Here is an 18367-nt window from a genome sequence, read left to right on the forward strand (position 1 = left end):
CTCATACAACTGAGGAGGCACACTTTGATCTCACATCGATTTACGACGGCAGCTCTTGTGCTGGTTCTGGCTGGCTCGCCTGCCTGTGTCTTTGGCCAAACGAACTCATCCGCTGAGGCGGAGATTCGTGCATCGTTCGACAAGCAGGCCGCGGATTGGAATCGCGGCGACCTGACTCAGTTTGCGACGGCATATAAGGATTCGCCGGACATACTGTTTATCGGTTCGAAGATCAGCCGAGGCTATGCGCAGATGCTGGAGAAGTACCGCACGGTCTTCTCCACGCGGGAGAAGATGGGCACGCTGACCTACAGCGATGTCGAGGTGCAGCCGCTGGACGACCGCTTCGCCACGGCTACGGGAAGGTTTCACCTGGCGCGCACGACCGCGGGCGGAGGCGATGCAAGCGGGTCCTACCTGGTGGTCTTCGAGAAGACACCGCAGGGCTGGAAGATTGTGCGCGACGTGACGATACCGGCGCCCAAGCCTTGAGGGGGACGGAGTGAACGGGGGCGAGGGACCGCATTCCTGCAAGTGCGAGATTAATTTTTCGCTGTTCGATTAGGGCTGACGGCTCAAGAGTTGAAGCGATTCCGTCTGCGGGAGCATCCTAAACCGTATGGAATATAGACTGCTTGGCAGATCAGGATTGAAGGTGCCGGAGCTCTGCTTCGGTGCGGGAACGTTTGGCGCGAACAACGAGTTCTTCAAGGCGTGGTCCGAGACCTCGCAGGAGGAGGCCGATCGCATCGTCGGCATCTGCATGGATGCGGGGCTGAACTTCTTCGATACCGCGGATGTGTACTCGAACGGATCGAGCGAAGAGGCGCTGGGCAAGGCGCTCTCGCACCACAAGCGCGAGGGCGTGCTGATCTCGACGAAGACGACGTTCCGCTTTGGCGAGGGGCCGAACAATACGGGGTCGAGCCGCTACCATATGATTCAGCAGCTGCACGGCAGCCTGAAGCGCCTGGGGACGGACTACGTCGACGTCTACCACATGCATGCGTTTGACGCGATGACCCCGGTGGACGAGACGCTGAACACGCTGGACAAGTTTGTGCGCGAGGGTAAGGTGCGCTACATTGCGTGCTCGAACTTTTCGGGCTGGCACCTGATGAAGTCGCTGAGCGTGAGCGAGCGCTACGGCTGGGCGCGCTACGTCGGGCACCAGGTGTACTACTCGCTGGTGGGGCGCGACTACGAGTGGGAGTTGATGCCCCTGGCGCTGGACCAGGGCGTGGGCGCGCTGGTGTGGTCGCCGCTGGGCTGGGGACGGCTGACGGGCAAGATTCGCCGTGGCCAGCCGCTGCCGAAGGACAGCCGACTGCAGTCGAAGGTGGCGCATGACGCCGGCCCGCTGCCGGAGATGGAGTACGTCTACAGGGTCGTCGACGCGCTCGATGAGGTTGCGAAGGATACGGGCAAGACGATTCCGCAGATCGCGCTCAACTGGCTGCTGGGCCGCCCGACTGTGTCGACGCTGGTGATCGGCGCGCGCAACGAGGAGCAGCTGAAGGCGAACCTTGCCGCAGTGGGCTGGAAGCTCGACGCCGAGCACGTCAAGAAACTGGACGCGGCGAGCGAGCTTGCGCGCGCGTATCCGTACTGGCACCAGACGCAGTTCACGGAGCGCAACCCGCTGCCTGTGTAGCATCGCATCAAGCGAAAGCAGAACGGCCTCGGACGAAATGTCTTGAGGCCGTTTTGCTTGTACTGAACGAAGGCCGTTAGACCTTGCGGAAGGCGTAGTAAACGTAGGGCGAGACGTAGCGATTCAGCATGGGATTTGTGATTTTGCGAACGCCGATCTGTTCGAGATACCGGAAGCCGACCTTCTCGGTCTGGTCGATGACGTAGTCCGGCGCGGCGAAGTAGGTCGCGCAGGAGTCGCAGCGCACGTAGGCCTGGTCGCGAAACGCGGCGGCCGTGCCGGCGAGGTTCTCGCGCTGCAGGTAGACGGGCGAGATGTGGAACGCCTTAATGTTGTGCCAGGAGAATATGAGCGTGCCGGCGGGCTTCAGCACGCGGCACTCGCGCAGGGCGTCGACGCGCCGGTGCTCCGGCCAGGCGCAGTCCAGGCTGTTGAACGAGATGAGGACGTGGTCATAGGACTGATCCGGTTCCTCGATCTCGCAGTAGCTTCCAACCTCGAACGGGATGTAGGGGAAGCGTCTCTGCGCGACGTGGATGAGGTTTTCTGAGGTGTCGATGCCTTTGACGCGGAAGCCGATTTCGTGCAACCGCAGCGTGGTGCGGCCGGCGCCGCAGGCATGGTCGAGCACAGAGTCGCCGGGCTTGTAGTACTTGGCGAAGAAGATGCGTTCGGCCGGAAGGAGCCGGTAGAGCGAGTACTGGTCGATCATCGCGTCGGTGCGATAGACGTCGATGTTCTGCTGCTGCAGATTCGCTTGCGTCTCGGTCAGGCCGCGGTCCTCGGGGTTTGTCTGCCAGACAGCATACCCGAGTGCGCGCCGGCCGTCAGCGAAGAGGCGTCCTTGAACCAGGTCATCAAAGGGTTGGCTGAAAACTATCCGATATGTGACAGCAATCCGGCCGGAAGCGGCTCTAAGGAGTTGACGAAGGAGAATCTTCGATGACTCACCGGCTCGCCTCGCGCCCCTTTATGCCTTCTTTACGACTTCCTCACGGTTTCGTTATCGTCCGTTCCCTAGCATGGCCTCAGTACGACCGCCCCGCGGCCATGAAGACGCGTGGGCGGAATCGCCAGGAAGCGAGAAGAATAGTGAAAAATCATATAGTTTGTAGAATCGCGGCCTCGTTGTCGGGGGCTGCGGTATTGTTTGGTGTCTTGCTGGGAGGCGGACGCGCGTTTGCGCAAGGTGCAGAGACCGGGCCCGCTGACGCAGCAACAAAAGCAGCGGCGGCAGCAGCGACGACGGACCAGCGGATCGACGCGTTGCAGCAGACGCTTGAGGAGATTCAGAAGCAGCTGCTTGCGCTGAAGCAGGCACGTACCGGGGCGCAGACCGCAACAGCGGCTTCTCAGCCGTCTGCCACACCGGCTGCAGCGGGGCCTGCGCAGCCGCAGGTCGCGGCGCATGCAGTCGTACCATCCTCCGCGTCGAGCTCGTCAGGCGCCGGACCCGAGGTCTCGGCAGTGGCTACGGCGCCTGTTCAAACAAACAACGACCCGAACAATCCTCACTCCGAGCCGTTTGCATTTGCCGACTTTACGTGGCTGACCGGCAACGCGCGCACCAAGGACACGCCCTACGCGACGGCGTTCTTTACGCCGGAGATCCGCGTCGACGCCAACTACACCTATGACTTCCGCCATCCGAAGGACGACACCATCAGCGGATCGAGCGAGGTCTTTCGCTCCAACGAGGTGCAGTTGACGCAGTTCGGCGTGGGCGGCGATTTTCACTACGACAACGTGCGCGCGCGCCTGATGACGCAGTTCGGCATGTACTCGCAGACCACTCCGCGCAACGACGCCAGCCCCGCGCGCGGACAGTGGAATCTCGATAACGCCTACCGCTATGTCTCGGAGGCCTATGGCGGCTACCACTTCAATGTGCAGCACGGCATCAACGTCGACGCGGGCATCTTCATGTCCTACGTCGGCCTGTTCTCCTACTATCAGTTCGACAACTGGGCCTATCAGCCGTCGTACGTCTCGTCGAATACGCCGTGGTTCTTCAACGGCGTGCGCGTGCAGTGGTTCCCCACGGCCAAGCTGAAGATCGAGCCCTGGTTCATTAACGGCTGGCAGTCGTACGGCCGCTTCAACAGCCGTCCCGGCTTTGGCGGGCAGATCCTCTGGCGCCCGAACGGCAAGTGGTCGATCGTCGGCAACCAGTACGCGTTTGGGCGTGACGCTCTCGGCGTTCCGAAACGCACGCGGTACCACACCGACGACAGCATCCAGTTCAAGTACTACGACCGCCCGACCTCGCGCCTGAGCAAGATGGCCATGTCGCTGACCGGTGACCTTGGCTGCGAGACCGGCGGCGGCGTGAGCTGCTTCGGCACCGGAAAGGACGGCAGCCCCAAACAGAGCTTCGTCGGCTTCATGGCCTATAACCGCTTCTGGTTCGATCATGACCGCTACGCCATGACCATCGGCGGCGGCCGCATCAACAACGCCGGCCGCTACCTCGTGCTGCTGCCGCCCATCAATGGCGCGACGGCTGCGTCGGGAACGCCCTACTTCACGGAGAACCCCGGTGATCAGTACAAGGCGTGGGACGTGTCGTGGACTGCGGACTACATGCCGAGCCAGTACTTCACCTACAGGCTCGAGTACAACCACCGCGCGGCGAACGTTCCCTACTTCAGCGGACCGGGAGGCGTGACGCCTCCGGGAGGAAATACCTTCGGCGCGCCGGGCTCGATTGTTGAAGGATGGACTCCCGACCTGCGCAAGAGCGAGAACCGCATGACGCTTGCGTTTCTCGTGAAGTTCTAAGCGACAGTAAGTTCCAAAACAACGGAGGCAAATGTAATCCGGAACTCTTTCAACAACTGAAGGCCGCTGTTCCTTGCAGCCATCCTCTCGCCTGAGGATGGCTCTTCCTTTGGCTGCTGACGAGCCAGGATCTGTTCGTTGGCAAGCTTCGCTGCAATTCCGGATACAGTTCGCGAGGAAGAGATACAAGGCGAAGGACGATCGTTGGTCTACTCACAACAGGCACAACAATGGGCCTAGAACTGTGAGGAGAACAACAATGAAAGTTCAATCGATCATCCCGAGCAAAAGCGTCCGTAAACTCGGACCGAGAGAAGGAAAGACTGTACAGATTGGCAATGCGCGCCTGACCTGGAAGGCGATGGGAGAGGACACCGGATACATGACCAGCATGTATGAGATGGATCTGGCTCCGGGGAACGGCATTCCGATTCATAGCCATCCGTACGCCGAGGTGTTCTATGTCGTGCAGGGCCGCACGGACTTCGTGGCCATCGACGAAGCGGGGGAGGAGGAGTGGGTGCGATGCGGCCCCGGCGAGACGCTGATCGTTCCCATCAACCGGCTGCACGCGTTTCACAACCGGACGGATAAACCAAGCCGCTTTCTCAGCTTTTCGGTCTACTATCACCAAGTCCTCTTCGACCGGCTCGCACAGGAGGTCGACGTGGATTCACCGCAGACCGTAACCACCGACGCCGATCCGCAGGAGTACATCCAGCTGATGCAGGAGGCGCTGAAGCAGGACATGTACTTCCCGCAGGCGAGTTCAAGCGATGGCGGCGAGGTCCTGCAGGAACTCAAGGACCGCACGACGGTGGTAGGGATCTAGCCTGCGCCTCGACCTTCGAAACACATGTGGTCGAGGCGCAGATTTTGCAGATCCCGCTTACCTCAGTGCAAGACGAAATTGACTTGGTGTGAGACCGGCAGTCTTACGAAACACACGCGACAGATGATGCTGATTGGCAAAACCGGTAGCAAGCGCTATCTCGGTTAGCCCGAGCCGGGAGTCGTGCATCATCCCCTTCGCCTGTTCCACGCGGCGTTCGAGAACGAATTGATACGGCGTCTTTCCGGTGCTAGTGCGAAAGCTGCGGATGAGGTGAGACGTACTTACGCCACTCTCGCGAGCAAGATCCTCCAACCGGAGGTCATGGTGAATGTGAGCATCGATGTAATCGATGCAGCGACGAAGAGCCGAGCGCCCAAGACCGCCTTTGTGAGATCGTGTCGAGAGCATGGTGGAGTACCTGCTCCTCAGATATTCGGCCAGGGTTTTGGTCATACTGTCGAGAAAGAGCAGACCGCTTTCAAAGTGGCTTCGCTGCTCAGTGAGAAGAACGCCGAGCAGGGCGCGAAGCGAACCGTCTTCGAGAAGATCGTGTGGCTGAATATTCCGACTAGCGCCTTCGTCTTGCGCGAACGCCTCCGGCCGAAGGAAAAAGAGTGCAAATTTCGCGTCTGACTTGATCTCAAATTTGCGAGACTCCTCCACACGGCAGATGCTGGTGTTTCCCGCTGCGACGGTGCCGTTCCGCAACGTCGCCGATTCGAACCAAGTCGCCGAGGTGTCGCTAAGCGACAAACCGAGACTGACCTCGGACGATGCGGGAATCTCCCAAACTCCTGGCGAGACCTCGATCTCCGCAATCTGCACAAAGGATCTTACGACTTTGCTCGAAGACGGGACGCGATTGTGTTCAATGGGATGGACTTCTGTCATAGGTTTCCTTTGACCGTGACCGTTCACGACCCGTCATTATTGGATGAGCGCCTCCCGCCAGGGATTCTTCGCCGCCATGCCGAACGCCTGCTGCGAAGAAACGTAGAGTGTGCTGTAATTTACAGCGATCTATGCCTATGTTCATCGATCGTTTTGAGGATTGAAGTGCGAAGAAATTACATCGTTTTGACATCGTTACTGGGGCTTTGCCTTGCAGTGTCTCCTTCTCTGAAGGCACAGGCGAGCGCACATACCTTCGCCGCCGCCGATGGAAAATTCACACTCAATGGCAAACCCTTCCAGGTGATCTCCGGGGAGATGCACTATCCGCGCATCCCGCGGGCCTACTGGCGCGACCGCTTTCGCATGGCGAAGGCGATGGGCCTGAACACCATCACGACGTACGTCTTCTGGAACCTGCATGAGACGCGGCCCGGCGTCTACGACTTCTCCGGCAACAACGATGTCGCGGAGTTCATCCGCGAGGCCCAGCAGGAGGGCCTCTACGTCATCCTTCGCCCCGGCCCCTACGTCTGCGCCGAGTGGGAGTGGGGCGGCTATCCGGCGTGGTTGCTCAGGGACCACGACATCGCTGTGCGCACCACCGACGCGAAGTTCATGCAGGCCGCCGCGCTTTGGCTCGCGCGCCTCGGCCGCGAACTCGCGCCGCTCCAGATCGGCAACGGCGGGCCGATCATCCTGACGCAGGTCGAGAACGAGTACGGCTCCTTCGGCCACGATCAAGCGTATATGCGGCAGATTCATCAGATGCTCGTCGATGCCGGTTTCACCAAGTCGCAGCTCTACACGGCCGACGGGCCCGAGCAGGTTCCCGATGGTTCGCTGCCCGATCTGCCGGTCGGCATCAACTTTGGCGGCGAGAAGAACGGAGACGCGCAGAAGGCGTTCGCGACACTGAAGAAGTATCGTCCCAACGGGCCGTTCCTCAACAGCGAGTACTGGGCGGGATGGTTCGATCACTGGGGAGGCAAGCATGCGCACACCAACACGGAGGCGCAGCTTGCCAACTTCAAGTGGATGCTCGAGCAGGGCTACTCGGTGAGCATCTACATGTTTCACGGCGGCACCAGCTTCGGCTGGATGAACGGTGCGAATTCGAACGGCAAGAACTACGAGCCCGACGTGACGAGCTACGACTACGACTCCGCGCTCGACGAGAGCGGCAGGCCCACGCCGAAGTACTTCGCCATGCGCGACATCATCGCGAAGGCGACAGGCAAAACGCCACCTTCGGTTCCCTCTGTGCCTGCAGCCATCACCGCGCCCGAGATCACGCTGCCCGAGGCCGCATCGCTGTGGGACAACCTGCCGCTCGCCATCAGCTCGGAAAATGTGCAGAGCATGGAAGACATCGGCCAGGCCTACGGATGGATTCTCTACCGCACGCATCTGAAGGTCGATGCTAAGGGCGAGCTGGTGCTCGACCAGCTGCACAGTTACGCGCAGGTGTACCTGAACAAGAGGCTCGCGGGCACGATCGACCGCCGGCTCAATCAGGACCGCATCAGGCTCGATGCGAAGGCGGGGGCGCAGCTCGATATCCTGGTCGAGAACACAGGCCGCGTGAACTTCGGCAGGACGATCGGCGGCGAGCGCGCTGGCATTACGAAGCAGGTCACGCTTGCTGGCAGGCCGCTGCTCGGATGGGAGATCTATCCGCTCCCCATGACGCACGTCGACAAGCTGACGTTTGCGAAGAAGACTTGCGAGGGTCCGTGCTTCTATCGCGGCGGATTCGACATCTCCTCGCAAGGAGACACCTTCCTCGACACCGGAGCTTTCACCAAGGGTCAACTGTGGCTCAACGGCCTTGCGCTCGGCCGCATATGGAACATCGGACCGCAGCGCACGCTCTACACCCCCGCACTGTTCCTCAAGCAGGGCAGCAACGAAGTGATCGTCTTCGACGCGCAGGGAAAGATGGGCGGCACGCTGCGCGGACTGGACAAGCCGAACCTCGACGCAGCAACCGGGCAGTAGCGACTGTGCTAGTGGCCTGCCGAAGAGCTGGCGTTCTTCGGCGGCTTTGGGATGAAGAAGATCAGCGGCAGCATGCACGCGCAGAAGATCGCGAGGTACTGGATAATGTCGAGGTACGCGAGCATGCTTGCCTGGCGATGCATCTGGTTGTAGATGTACGCCTGCGCGGTGTGTGAGCCGGTGCCGATGAACGGGTTGCCTCCACCGTGCCCGCCGCCGAACATCTCTTTGAGATGCTTCACCTGGTCGACAAATGCGAAGTTGCCGGTCGTGAGGTTGCGGACCATGTTGGTCTCGTGCGCCGCAGTGCGCCGCGTCAGCATGGTGGCGACGAAGGCCGTTCCGCACGAGCCGCCGATGTTGCGCGCGAGATTGGTGAGGCCGGAAACGTCGTTGCTCTCCGACCGCTTCACACCGATGTACGCGATCATGTTGATCGGGATGAACAGGAAGGCGAGTCCCGAGGCCTGAAAGACGCGCAGGAAGACCAGGCGTCCGTAGCTGATCTGCAGATCCATCGTGTGCATCACGATCAGCGACGTGGTGAGCATGAAGAAGCCGTAGCCCATCAGCTTGCGCGGGTCCACCTTGCTCGAAAGGAAGCCGACCACGGGCATCATCGCCATCATCATCAGACCGGCGGGTGACAGCACCATTCCGGCGAGCTGTGCGGTGTAGCCCAGCAGCGTCTGAACAAACTGCGGGATGAGCACCGTGGTGCCATACAACGAGAAGCCCAGCACGAACATCAGGATGAAGCCGATGGAGAAGTTCGCGCGCTTGAACAGCGTCAGATTAACGATTGGCCGATGGCCTGTACGAAGCTGCCGCAGCTCCCACCAGATCATGAAGACGAAGGCGACGATCATCGCGACGAAGAAGAAGGTGATGACCGGCGAGGAGAACCAGTCATCCTCCTGGCCCTTATCGAGGATGAACTCGAGCGAGCCGAAGGTGAGGCCCAGCAGGCCAAAGCCCAGCACGTCGAGCTTGATGCCGCCCTTCTGCGACTGTTTCACCTGGTCGTGCACCCACGGCGGATCTTCGACGATGCGCGAGGTGAGGAACAGCGAGAGCAAGCAGATGGGCACGTTGAGGAAGAAGATCCAGCGCCAGTCAAAGTTGTCCGTGATGTAGCCGCCCAGCGTGGGACCGATGGCCGGGGCAACCACCACGGCGAGTCCGTACATCGCGAAGGCCTGTCCGCGCTTCTCCGGCGGGAAGGTGTCGGCGAGGATCGCCTGCTCCGACGGTGCAAGCCCGCCGCCGCCGATGCCCTGCAGGATGCGGAAGAAGACCAACAGCGGAAGCGATGGCGCGAGACCGCAGAGCGCCGAGCTGACGCCGAACAGCACGACGCAGATCATGTAGAACTTCTTGCGCCCGATGAAGCTCGTCATGTACGCTCCCGCCGGCAGGATCACGGCGTTCGCGACGAGGTACGCGGTCAGCACCCAGGTCGCCTCGTCCTGCGTGGCGCCCAGGCCGCCTGCGATGTGCGGCAGAGCGACGTTGGCGATCGAGGAGTCAAGCACCTCCATGAACGTCGCCAGCGTCACCGTCATGGCGACGACCCACGGATTGACGCGTGGGCGCCATCCAACGTGGGAGTGCGAATCTGCTTTGGGCGCCTCGGGGAGCTGCGCGCCGGGGAGTTCGAGGGTCGTCGAGGCCATGGGTTAGATAGTTCGATTCCCCTCAAAATGGCGAGATTCAGTTTTTTACCGCTTTTCTCGAGCTGCCTCGAAGGTGGTGCAGTGTTTTTCCCACATAGCGATCAGCGTGAGTAGTTCTGCGCGTAGACGTCATGGGGAAGCCCGGCGCTGATGGCCTTCCTTTTGAAGGCCTCGGCCTGCTCGCGCGTCATGGGGCCGCCCACCGTGACGAGGTAGGGCGCGTGTCCGTTGGGGGTGAAGACCTCCGGGGCCAGCGACGGGTTGCGCTTCGCCAGCGACTCCGCCCTCTGCTGGGCCTGGCTCTCGCGGTTGAAGGTGTAGGCCACCACGCGCCACTGCGTTCGTCCCGTGACAGGAGCATGCACGGTTGCGGCGGCGACGGCGGCTGTCGGCTTTGCCGCAGGGGTTGGAATATCGGGCGGCGTGGTCGGACCCTCGCCGGTCTTGGCCGGTCCCAGCGTTGTGATCGGGTGCGCGGCTGCCTTCGCTCCGTTGGCCGACTCGCTGTGCATCATCCGCCAGAAGAGCAACAGCAGCACGACACCGACTGCTCCAGCAATCCAGAAGAGCCGCGTGTGGCGCGGGGCCGGCTCTACCGGCCTCACGATGCGGTGCCTCACATCGGGAGCGTGCGCCGGGGCGATCGGCTGCGGCGTCGGCGCGGCTGCCACGGGCCTCGGCACCGGAGCGGCCGCGGGCTCAGCGTTAGATTTCGGCGCAGCTGCCGCACGTGAGCTTACGGGAGTCTTTGCCTCGGGAGCCGCAGCAGGTCGCGTCTCAGGTGCTACGGCAGGCTTTGTAGCCGGGGTGGCGGCAGGCATCACGGATGGAGCATCTGCGGGCTTGCTTGCGCTCGGCTGTGTCGCCACGGCCTGGGCGTTCGGGACTGCCGCGGCCACCTGCGCGGGCTTCACCGGCCCGAGGGCGGTGGCCATCTCTGCCAGCCCCCACTTGCCGCTCAGCCCGTTGCGGATGATCCCGTCGAACGGCGGCGGCAGCAGCGTGGCCGAGCCCTGAAGGCTGCGCCTCCCGGTGAGCGCCTGCAGCAGCAGCACGGCCAGCGCGTGCGCGTCGCGAGCCTTCTGTTCCGCCACGGTCCCCAGGCCGCTCTCAGGATCGGCGATGGCCTGGCGCACGCAGTCGCTGCGCAGCTTCACCACCTCGCCTGCCGCGAGGATGTTCGCCGGATCGATGTGCTCGTGGATCAGCCCACGCTCGTGCAGCGCTGTCAGCGCCGCCACCAGGCTGGCGGCAAGCTGCTTGGCCTCGTCCACCGTGAGCGTGCGATTCTCGAGCAGCTCGGCCAGGCTAATCTCGGTCGGCTCCATCACGGCGTACACCAGCGGTGTGCCGTCCAGCTCCGTCTCGCCGAACTTCCGCATCGCCACCAGGTTTTCCTGCTTTATCTCCGAAACCGCGCGCCAGCGGTTCAGGATCTCCGACTCATCGAAGTGCGCCTCGATGACGCGCACCATCGCGGGAGTTCCCGTGCCGTTCGTGGTCAGAAAGAACGCGCTGCGGCCCTCGGGGCGGATCAGCTTGTTCAGGGGGTAGGCTTCAGCGATCGTTTGTCCTTCATAATCGTTCCAGAGTTGCATGTCACACCAGTCCTCAGGGAGATGGATGCAGGAAGGATGCCTCGTGGGCAAATACAACATCGGGCGCCGCTTCTTGCCGTTGCGTACTCCGGCGAGCGCCTCGCAATGCTCCCCATTATCCTCCATCGGTCGTGCGTTCTCAATGCATTTGCGTGGGCGAAGTTCCTCGGCTGGTTCGGGCAGTGGTGGCGTGCTAGACTTCGATTTTTCCGGTGTTGCAGACATATTTTGCCTTCGCCGGACAGTTTGGAAGGAGAGTTGCAATGCATCCGGATCTCGAAAAGATGATTGTGCTGCAGGGGCTCGACGTGGAAGCACGCCGTCTGGCCGAGGAGATGGCCGCGCTGCCGAAGCGCGTCGCCCAACTCGACGCCGAACTCCAGGCGGCCAAGAAGGAGCTGGCCGCGATCGCCGAGAGCCTCGCCAAGGAAGAGACGCTGCGCCGCCGGCAGGAGCTCGACATCAAGGACCACCACCAGAAGGCCGCGCGCCTGCGCAAGCAGATGGACGTCGTCACCACTACCGCTCAGGCCACGGCGCTCGAGCACGAGATCACCTTCGCCGAGACCGAGGTCAGCCGCCTCGAAGACGCCGAGCTCGAGAGCATGGAGCGCACCGAGCAGCTCGAGGCAAAGAAGATCGCCGCCGAGGAGACTGTCGCCAACTTCGCGCGGCGTCACGCTGAGGCCGCCGCCAGCACGACCGCGGCGCTCGAGCGCAACGGCGCCCTGCTGGCCGAGGTCGAGGCCAAACGTGCCGAGCTTCGCCCGCAGATCGGCGAGAATGCGCTGTCGATGTACGACCGCATCGCGAAGTCGCGCGGCACCGCGCTGTCGGAAGGCGTCGATCAGAAGTGCTCCGCCTGCCAGATGTTGGTGCGACCGCAGCGCTGGAACGACCTGCGCGAACGCTCGAACGACGAGACCATGTTCACCTGCGAGAGCTGCGGCCGCCTGCTGTATTGGGACCCAGCTCGCGATGCACCGCAGAAGAAACAGGCACAGAAAGAAGAGAGCATCGCCGCCTCCATCGTGAAGGCGTCGCTGTGAAGAGAATCTGTGTCGACATGGATGAGGTGATGGCAGATGCACTCGCCGAGCACCTGCTGCGCTACAACCGCGACCACAACGAGAATCTGACCCTGGCCGACCTGCAGGGCAAGTGGCTCTGGGACGTCGTCTCATCGGATCGCCACAGCGCGCTCGACAGCTATCTGCGCTCGGAGGATTTTTTCGAGGGCCTCGCCGTCATGCCGGAGTCGCAGCGCGTCATGCGCCGCCTGATGATGAACTACGACGTATTCATCGCGACGGCGGCCATGGAGTTCCCGACGTCGTTTCAGCAGAAGTTCCGCTGGCTCGCGAATCACTTCCCCTTCATTCCGCCGTCGAACATCGTCTACTGCGGCGACAAGAGTATTCTTCGCGCCGACTATCTCATCGACGACAATCCGCGCCAGCTGCGCCGCTTTCAGGGCGAGGGCATCCTCTTCACCTCGCCGCACAACATCGCCGTCAAGGGCTTCAAGCGCGTCAACGACTGGCTCGACGTCGAGAAGCTTTTCCTCGGCTAGATCGGCCGGCGCTCGAGAAGCTCTCTCGCGCAACCGCAGCGAACGCCGCCACCACCGCGCGATCCTCGCCTTCGCGATACGCCAGTTCCAGATCGCTCGTAACGTGCGACCCGCGCAGCCCAGGGCTCACGATGTTGGGCACGGCGATCTGCCGCGTGCACGCCGGCCCCACGGAGACGCCGAGCCCCGCAGCCACCAAACGCAGAATCGTCAGCCACTGCGGCGCCTCCTGCACGACCTGCGGACGGAAGCCATGCTCCTCGAAGAGCCACATCGTCTTGTCGTAGGCCAGCTTGCCCGCCATCGGCGTGAAGAAGACGAACGGCTCGTCGCGAAGGTCGGCGGGAGAGATCATGCTCTTGCCTGCCAGGCGATGCCGCGAGGGAAGCACGGCGACGTAAGGCTCGGAGAAGACCGACTCCACATGCAGACCATCGATAGGACCACCGTCGCGCAGAAAGCCGGCGTCGAGTGTCCCTCGGCCGACCGACGCCGCAATGTTCGCCGTATAGGACTCCGAGAGCAGCAGTTGCACGCGTGGGTAGAGCCGCCTGTACCTCCCCAGCATCGCGGGCAGCGGCGTCAGCATGCCCGATCCGATGAATCCCACGCGAAGCGTTCCCTCGTCGCCGCGACCGATGCTGCGCGCCTCCTCCATGTCCTCCTGCACGTTGCGCAGCGTGCGCCGCGCGCGCTCCAGGAAGACCTCGCCCGCAGCGGTCAGCCGCACGGCGCGCGAGGTCCGCACAAATAGTGGATGGCCCAGGATCTCTTCGAGCTTGCGAATCTGCTGCGATAGCGGAGGCTGCGCCAGGTGCAGCCGCTCGGCGGCGCGGCCGAAGTGCAGCTCTTCTGCGACGGCGACGAAGTAGCGAAGGTGGCGCAGCTCGATATCGCGATCCATATGCCAAACATCATAATCCGGACAAACAAGATATTGGACATATGGCTTGCACCGCCCTACGCTGGGTTCACAAAGGAGCTTCCCATGCCCTCCACCCTGGCCTTTGCCGACGTACCATCCAATCAGAACGCCATGCCTGAAGCATCCATCAAGCTGCGGCCCTACCGGCACGGCGACGCCGAAGCCTTCCGCCTCCTCAACGAGGCCTGGATCGAGAAGTACTTCGGACTCGAAGAGCACGACCACGAGATCCTCGGCGACCCCGAAGGCCACGTGCTCGCGCAGGGCGGCCACATCTTCTTCGCCACCGCCTGTGGCACGCCCATCGGCTGCTGCGCACTCGTCCCGATGGAGCCCGGCGTCTACGAGGTGGCCAAGATGGCCGTCGCCGAAGAGTGGCAGAACCGCGGCATCGGCCGCAGTGTTCTCGGCTACACCATCCAGAAGGCTCGCGATCTCGGAGCGCGGCGCCTCTACCTCGAGACCAACAGCAGGCTCGCCAACGCGATTCACCTGTACGCGTCGCTCGGCTTCCAGCGCCTTCCGCCCAGGCAGTCGCCGTATGTGCGAGCGAACGTCTTCATGGAGCTGGTCTTCTGACCTACCACGATTCGGGTGCCCCACATCTCGATTCTGAGATGTGGGCATTCGAGCGGCAGCTCGAACCGCGTTCCTCTATGCCGCCACTTGAAAAAGTGTCATCCTGAGCGAAGCGCAGCGGAGTCGAAGGATCTGCGGTAAGAGAGCAGGGACAGCTTACCCGTTCGACTCCGCCGAGCCCGACGCCATCCCGTACAGCTCCGTCTCAAAGCGCTGAATCAACGCCTCCGACCACGCATGCGTGGACTTGCGCCATGTGTCGCCCTGGGCTTCAAGAAAGTTGGGAAAGTTCAAGCGGCAGTATCCGGCGCGCTCTCTGAAGTCGTACAACGCCTGCGCCGTTCCGTCGAGATACAGCACCGCCTGCATGCCGTCGCGCGACCACTCGACCGCGGCTATGCGCTCAGGCTCCGGCCGCTTCAGCTCGGCGTCGCTCTTCTCCAGCGCGGCGACGTTGTAGATCAGCATCGCGTCCAGAATGCTGTCCTCGTGCGTGGTGCTGGTGCGGTCGCAGGCGTAGAAGTATCCCGCGACGCCCTCGTCTTCGAAGACCACCGTCCACGGCGGCGCCGTTGGAGAGTCTGAGGAGAGAAAGGCGCGTCCGGGGGTAAAAGTAAGCGACTGCATACCTCTCACGATACGATAGAAGAGATGCCCGGTGGCAATCGCTCGATGAAGGCGGACGTGGATTGAATCTCCCTGCATTTAAAGCTGGCTGGCCCCAGCGGCTCGCCGCCCTGCTGCTCGTCCTCTTTCTGGGCCAGTGTCTCTGGGTCATCTCGCACCAGCAGCTCTCCACGGACGACTACCGCTACGCCCGCTGCGGACGCGAGATGTGGGAGAAGCCCTCGCCGCTGGCCGGCTACTTCACCTCCTGCGGCAATCTGCACGGCGACGGGACTTTTGCCTACCGCGTGGCGGGTCTCCCGCTCACCGCGCAGCGCGTCGTCCTGCTCGCCGCCGACAAGCTCCGCAGCCCCGAGAACCGCCTCTACGCCTCCACCTCGATCAACGGCTCCACGTGGGAGGCGCGCCACGAGTTGACGAACGTCAAATATCTCCTGCACCTCCCCTTCGTCTTCTTCGCGCTGTGGCTGGGCGCAGGACTGTGGTGGGTCGCGCGCCGACTCTTCGGCAACGAGGGCGGCTTTTTCGCGCTGGGCCTCTACTGCTTCTCGCCCGCAATCGTCCGCTACGCTGTCGTGCCCAACAACGATGTCCTCGCGATGTGGGGACTCTACGGCCTGGTCTACACGGCCATCGGAGTCGCGCACGCCATGCAGGGGCCGCGGCGCAAATGGCGTCCGCGCATCGTGCTGCTCATGCTCGCGCTCGGCCTCACCGCCGCCGCGCATCTTCTTGCGGCGATACTCGGCTTCCTCGCCGCCGTCATCCTGATGATGTATCTCGCCGAACGCCGCCGCAGCTACGTGATGCAGATCCTCATCTTCTCCGCGCTGGGAGCGATCTTCGTCGTCTTCGCCTCCTACGCGTTCCGGCTGTCTGCGTTTCGCTACGTCTTCACTGGAGGCAGCGCACGCTTCTGGTTCTCGCTCCACGAGGCGCGCGCGTTCGTCACCGATCCCGCCAATGCTCCCACGCTGGTCGCGTTTGCCGTGGCGGCGGTCCTCTATCTCGGAGTCCGCCGCTGCCGCTACTTCGGCAACACGACGCCGCTGGTGATGACGCTGGCGATCATGCCCATCGTCACCACGCAGGCCGTAACGCAGCCCTGGCTGTGGGCGCTGCCGTTCCTCTTCACCTTCCTCGGCGGCGTCTTCGCCGACGTGCTGGAGTCGCGCTACCGCAAGCTCTTCCTCGCGCTCTCCGGCCTCATCCTCGTCACCCAGGCGATCCTCTGCGTAACCGTGCTGCCCGCAATTGCGCACCAGCTTTAGTTCCTGCCGCACAGCTTTAGTTTCAAATTCCGGCCAGATGCTTGATTCTGCACGCCAATGCTGCATAATGGGAGCCTACGCCTTTGCTGAGTTCGTCGGGCAGCCCGCCAAGGACGGTCCATTCTGAAATGAACAAGGTTTCTCTACGGTCTGTCGGCACCGCGTGTGCCCTCGCCCTGCTTTTGTCCGCCAGCGGATGCCGCCATCATCGCAAGACCACCTCGGCTCCCAACACCACCGACTACTCTGACAATCTTGAGCCGCTGGTCGCCGCAAAGCGACTAGCCTTCCTCCGCTGGCCCGACGTCTCCGACTACCAGCCCCTCATCCAGACCTTCTACGATGACCGCAACTACGAGATCGCCTGGACGCGCGACGGCAAGCCCGCGCCCGCCGCGCTCGGCTTCATCCAGGCCTTCGCCGATGCCGCGGCCAGGGGCCTCAACCCCGAGGACTACGACAGCTCGCGCTGGGACGATCGCATCCAGATGCTCTCCCCCAAAGAGGAGGAGGCCGTCGCGCAGTTCGACGTCGCCATGACCGTCTGCGTCATGCGCTTCATCTCCGACCTCCGCATCGGCCGCGTCAATCCGCAGCACTTCCGCTTCGACATCAACGTCGCCGACAAGAAGTACGACCTCGCCGAGTTTGTCTCCGACCACGCCGTCGACGTCACCGACGTCCCCGCGCTGCTCCGCAAGGTCCAGCCCGACTCCGAGATATACCGCCGCACCGAGCAGGCGCTCGCCCGCTACCTCGACCTCGCAAAGCAGCAGCAACAGCAGGGCGACGATCCGCTGCCGATGGTCGAGAGGCCGGTCTTAGTCGGCCAGCCCTACGCTGCTGCGCCGCAGCTTCGCGCGCGCCTCCAGCTCGAAGGCGACCTTGAAGGCGAAACGGAAGCGATCGGCTCCACGCAGCAACCGCCAAAGCTCTTGACCAAACAGCTCTCCGAAGGCGTCAGGAGCTACCAGCACCGCCATGGCCTCGCCGAAGACGGCAAGCTCACTCCGCAGACCGTCGCCTCGCTCAACGTCCCCCTCAACGAGCGTGTCCAGCAGCTCCAGGACACGCTCGAGCGCTGGCGCTGGCTGCCCGAGCCCTACGTCAACCCGCGCCTCATGGTTAACCTGCCGGAGTTCGTCCTGCGCGGCTACACCCCCGAACACAAGCTCGACTTCACCATGCGGGTCGTCGTCGGCAAAGTCATGGGCCAGCACCAGACGCCCGTCTTCGCGCACATGATGAAGTACCTCATCTTCCGGCCCTACTGGAATGTGCCCGTCGACATCGCGCGCAACGAGCTCGTCCCGCACATCGAGGCCAACCACTCCTACCTCGAGAGCAAGAACTTCGAGACCGTCAATGCCAAGGGCCAGCACGTCCCCTACACCGCAAGGCTGGTCGCGCAGGGCGGCGTGATGGTGCGCGAGAAGCCCGGCCCCAAAAACTCCCTCGGCCTGGTGAAGTTCATGTTCCCCAACCAGTACGACATCTACCTGCACTCCACGCCCGCCACCGAACTCTTCAACCGCACGCGCCGCGACTTCTCCCACGGCTGCGTCCGCGTCCAGCAGCCCGACGAACTTGCCGCCTGGCTCCTCAAAGACCAGCAATTCAAGAACGGTCAGGACTGGACGCTCGAAGAGGTGCGCGAGGCCATGACCGCCGGCCCTGACAACCACCAGGTCAACCTCAAAACCCCCATCCCCATCGTCATCTTCTACATGACCGCCGAGGCCGAGGAAGACGGCCACGTCCACTTCTTCGACGACATCTATGGCTACGATGCCGAGCTCGAAAAGGTCCTCGCCAACGGCCCGCCGTACCCCATCAAGCCCGATCCCATCGCGTCCAAGGCGAAGCCCGGCGACACGGTGTAGTTGCAGGTTGCAGGTTGCAGGTTGCAGGTTGCAGGTTGCAGGTTGCAGGTTGCAGGTTGCAGGTTGCAGGTTG

Annotated in this window: 16 protein-coding genes; 10 read left to right on the forward strand and 6 right to left on the reverse strand. The window is 62.7% G+C overall.

What is annotated here, in order from left to right:
- Positions 1-24 precede the first annotated feature (24 nt).
- Positions 25-492: a YybH family protein gene (locus tag Q363_RS02320; RefSeq protein WP_051978249.1), complete on the forward strand. Its 468-nt coding sequence runs from the start codon at positions 25-27 to the stop codon at positions 490-492.
- A 127-nt stretch (positions 493-619) separates the two neighbouring features.
- On the forward strand, positions 620-1654 hold the full coding sequence (locus Q363_RS02325) for an aldo/keto reductase (protein ID WP_035347487.1): 1035 nt from the start codon (positions 620-622) through the stop codon (positions 1652-1654).
- Positions 1655-1730: 76 nt separating this feature from the next.
- Here the strand turns inward: Q363_RS02325 and Q363_RS35605 are convergent, their stop codons facing one another.
- The gene (locus tag Q363_RS35605) at positions 1731-2366 is read right to left on the reverse strand and encodes a class I SAM-dependent methyltransferase (RefSeq protein WP_051978250.1); all 636 of its coding nucleotides are present in this window, start codon (positions 2364-2366) and stop codon (positions 1731-1733) included.
- 380 nt (positions 2367-2746) lie between these two features.
- Here Q363_RS35605 and Q363_RS02335 point away from each other — a divergent pair, with 380 nt between their 5' ends.
- Together Q363_RS02335 and Q363_RS02340 are read left to right on the forward strand one after the other, a co-directional pair.
- Positions 2747-4435 carry an outer membrane beta-barrel protein gene (locus Q363_RS02335; RefSeq protein ID WP_245631985.1) on the forward strand — a complete coding sequence of 563 codons (1689 nt, stop codon included), beginning with the start codon at positions 2747-2749 and terminating at the stop codon, positions 4433-4435.
- Positions 4436-4694: 259 nt separating this feature from the next.
- Entirely contained in the window at positions 4695-5267 is a 573-nt protein-coding gene (locus Q363_RS02340; RefSeq protein WP_035347489.1) for a cupin domain-containing protein, read from the forward strand.
- A 57-nt stretch (positions 5268-5324) separates the two neighbouring features.
- Here the strand turns inward: Q363_RS02340 and Q363_RS35610 are convergent, their stop codons facing one another.
- Positions 5325-6161, reverse strand: coding sequence for a helix-turn-helix domain-containing protein (locus Q363_RS35610; protein ID WP_051978251.1), 837 nt, complete (start codon positions 6159-6161; stop codon positions 5325-5327).
- A gap of 186 nt (positions 6162-6347) precedes the next feature.
- Between Q363_RS35610 and Q363_RS02350 the strand changes: the two genes are divergently transcribed.
- Positions 6348-8162, forward strand: a complete 1815-nt coding sequence (locus tag Q363_RS02350) for a glycoside hydrolase family 35 protein (protein ID WP_211256103.1) — start codon at positions 6348-6350, stop codon at positions 8160-8162.
- Positions 8163-8170: 8 nt separating this feature from the next.
- Here Q363_RS02350 and Q363_RS02355 read toward each other — a convergent pair whose 3' ends face one another.
- Both Q363_RS02355 and Q363_RS02360 read right to left on the reverse strand, forming a co-directional pair.
- Positions 8171-9838 carry a DHA2 family efflux MFS transporter permease subunit gene (locus tag Q363_RS02355; RefSeq protein WP_035347490.1) on the reverse strand — a complete coding sequence of 556 codons (1668 nt, stop codon included), beginning with the start codon at positions 9836-9838 and terminating at the stop codon, positions 8171-8173.
- Between the two features lie 101 nt (positions 9839-9939).
- A complete protein-coding gene (locus Q363_RS02360; protein ID WP_169746907.1) occupies positions 9940-11436 on the reverse strand; it encodes a protein kinase domain-containing protein in 1497 nt (498 codons plus the stop codon).
- A 263-nt stretch (positions 11437-11699) separates the two neighbouring features.
- Here Q363_RS02360 and Q363_RS02365 point away from each other — a divergent pair, with 263 nt between their 5' ends.
- Positions 11700-12485, forward strand: coding sequence for a zinc ribbon domain-containing protein (locus Q363_RS02365; protein ID WP_035347494.1), 786 nt, complete (start codon positions 11700-11702; stop codon positions 12483-12485).
- Between the two features lie 17 nt (positions 12486-12502).
- Entirely contained in the window at positions 12503-13009 is a 507-nt protein-coding gene (locus tag Q363_RS02370) for a 5' nucleotidase, NT5C type (RefSeq protein ID WP_051978279.1), read from the forward strand.
- Here the strand turns inward: Q363_RS02370 and Q363_RS02375 are convergent.
- Positions 12969-13913, reverse strand: a complete 945-nt coding sequence (locus Q363_RS02375; RefSeq protein ID WP_051978252.1) for a LysR substrate-binding domain-containing protein — start codon at positions 13911-13913, stop codon at positions 12969-12971. The two genes, Q363_RS02370 and Q363_RS02375, sit on opposite strands and share 41 nt — an antisense overlap.
- 84 nt (positions 13914-13997) lie before the next feature.
- On the opposite strand from Q363_RS02375, the gene Q363_RS02380 reads away from it, so the two are divergent.
- A complete protein-coding gene (locus Q363_RS02380) occupies positions 13998-14513 on the forward strand; it encodes a GNAT family N-acetyltransferase (protein ID WP_245631986.1) in 516 nt (171 codons plus the stop codon).
- 156 nt (positions 14514-14669) lie between these two features.
- On the opposite strand, the gene Q363_RS02385 is transcribed toward Q363_RS02380, so the two are convergent.
- Entirely contained in the window at positions 14670-15140 is a 471-nt protein-coding gene (locus Q363_RS02385; protein WP_035347775.1) for a DUF2251 domain-containing protein, read from the reverse strand.
- A gap of 62 nt (positions 15141-15202) precedes the next feature.
- Here Q363_RS02385 and Q363_RS02390 point away from each other — a divergent pair, with 62 nt between their 5' ends.
- Positions 15203-16411, forward strand: a complete 1209-nt coding sequence (locus Q363_RS02390; protein ID WP_035347497.1) for a hypothetical protein — start codon at positions 15203-15205, stop codon at positions 16409-16411.
- 128 nt (positions 16412-16539) lie between these two features.
- Entirely contained in the window at positions 16540-18294 is a 1755-nt protein-coding gene (locus Q363_RS02395) for a L,D-transpeptidase family protein (RefSeq protein WP_051978253.1), read from the forward strand.
- Positions 18295-18367 lie beyond the last annotated feature (73 nt).

It is taken from the genome of Edaphobacter aggregans DSM 19364 (genome assembly GCF_000745965.1).
Lineage (GTDB): Bacteria > Acidobacteriota > Terriglobia > Terriglobales > Acidobacteriaceae > Edaphobacter > Edaphobacter aggregans.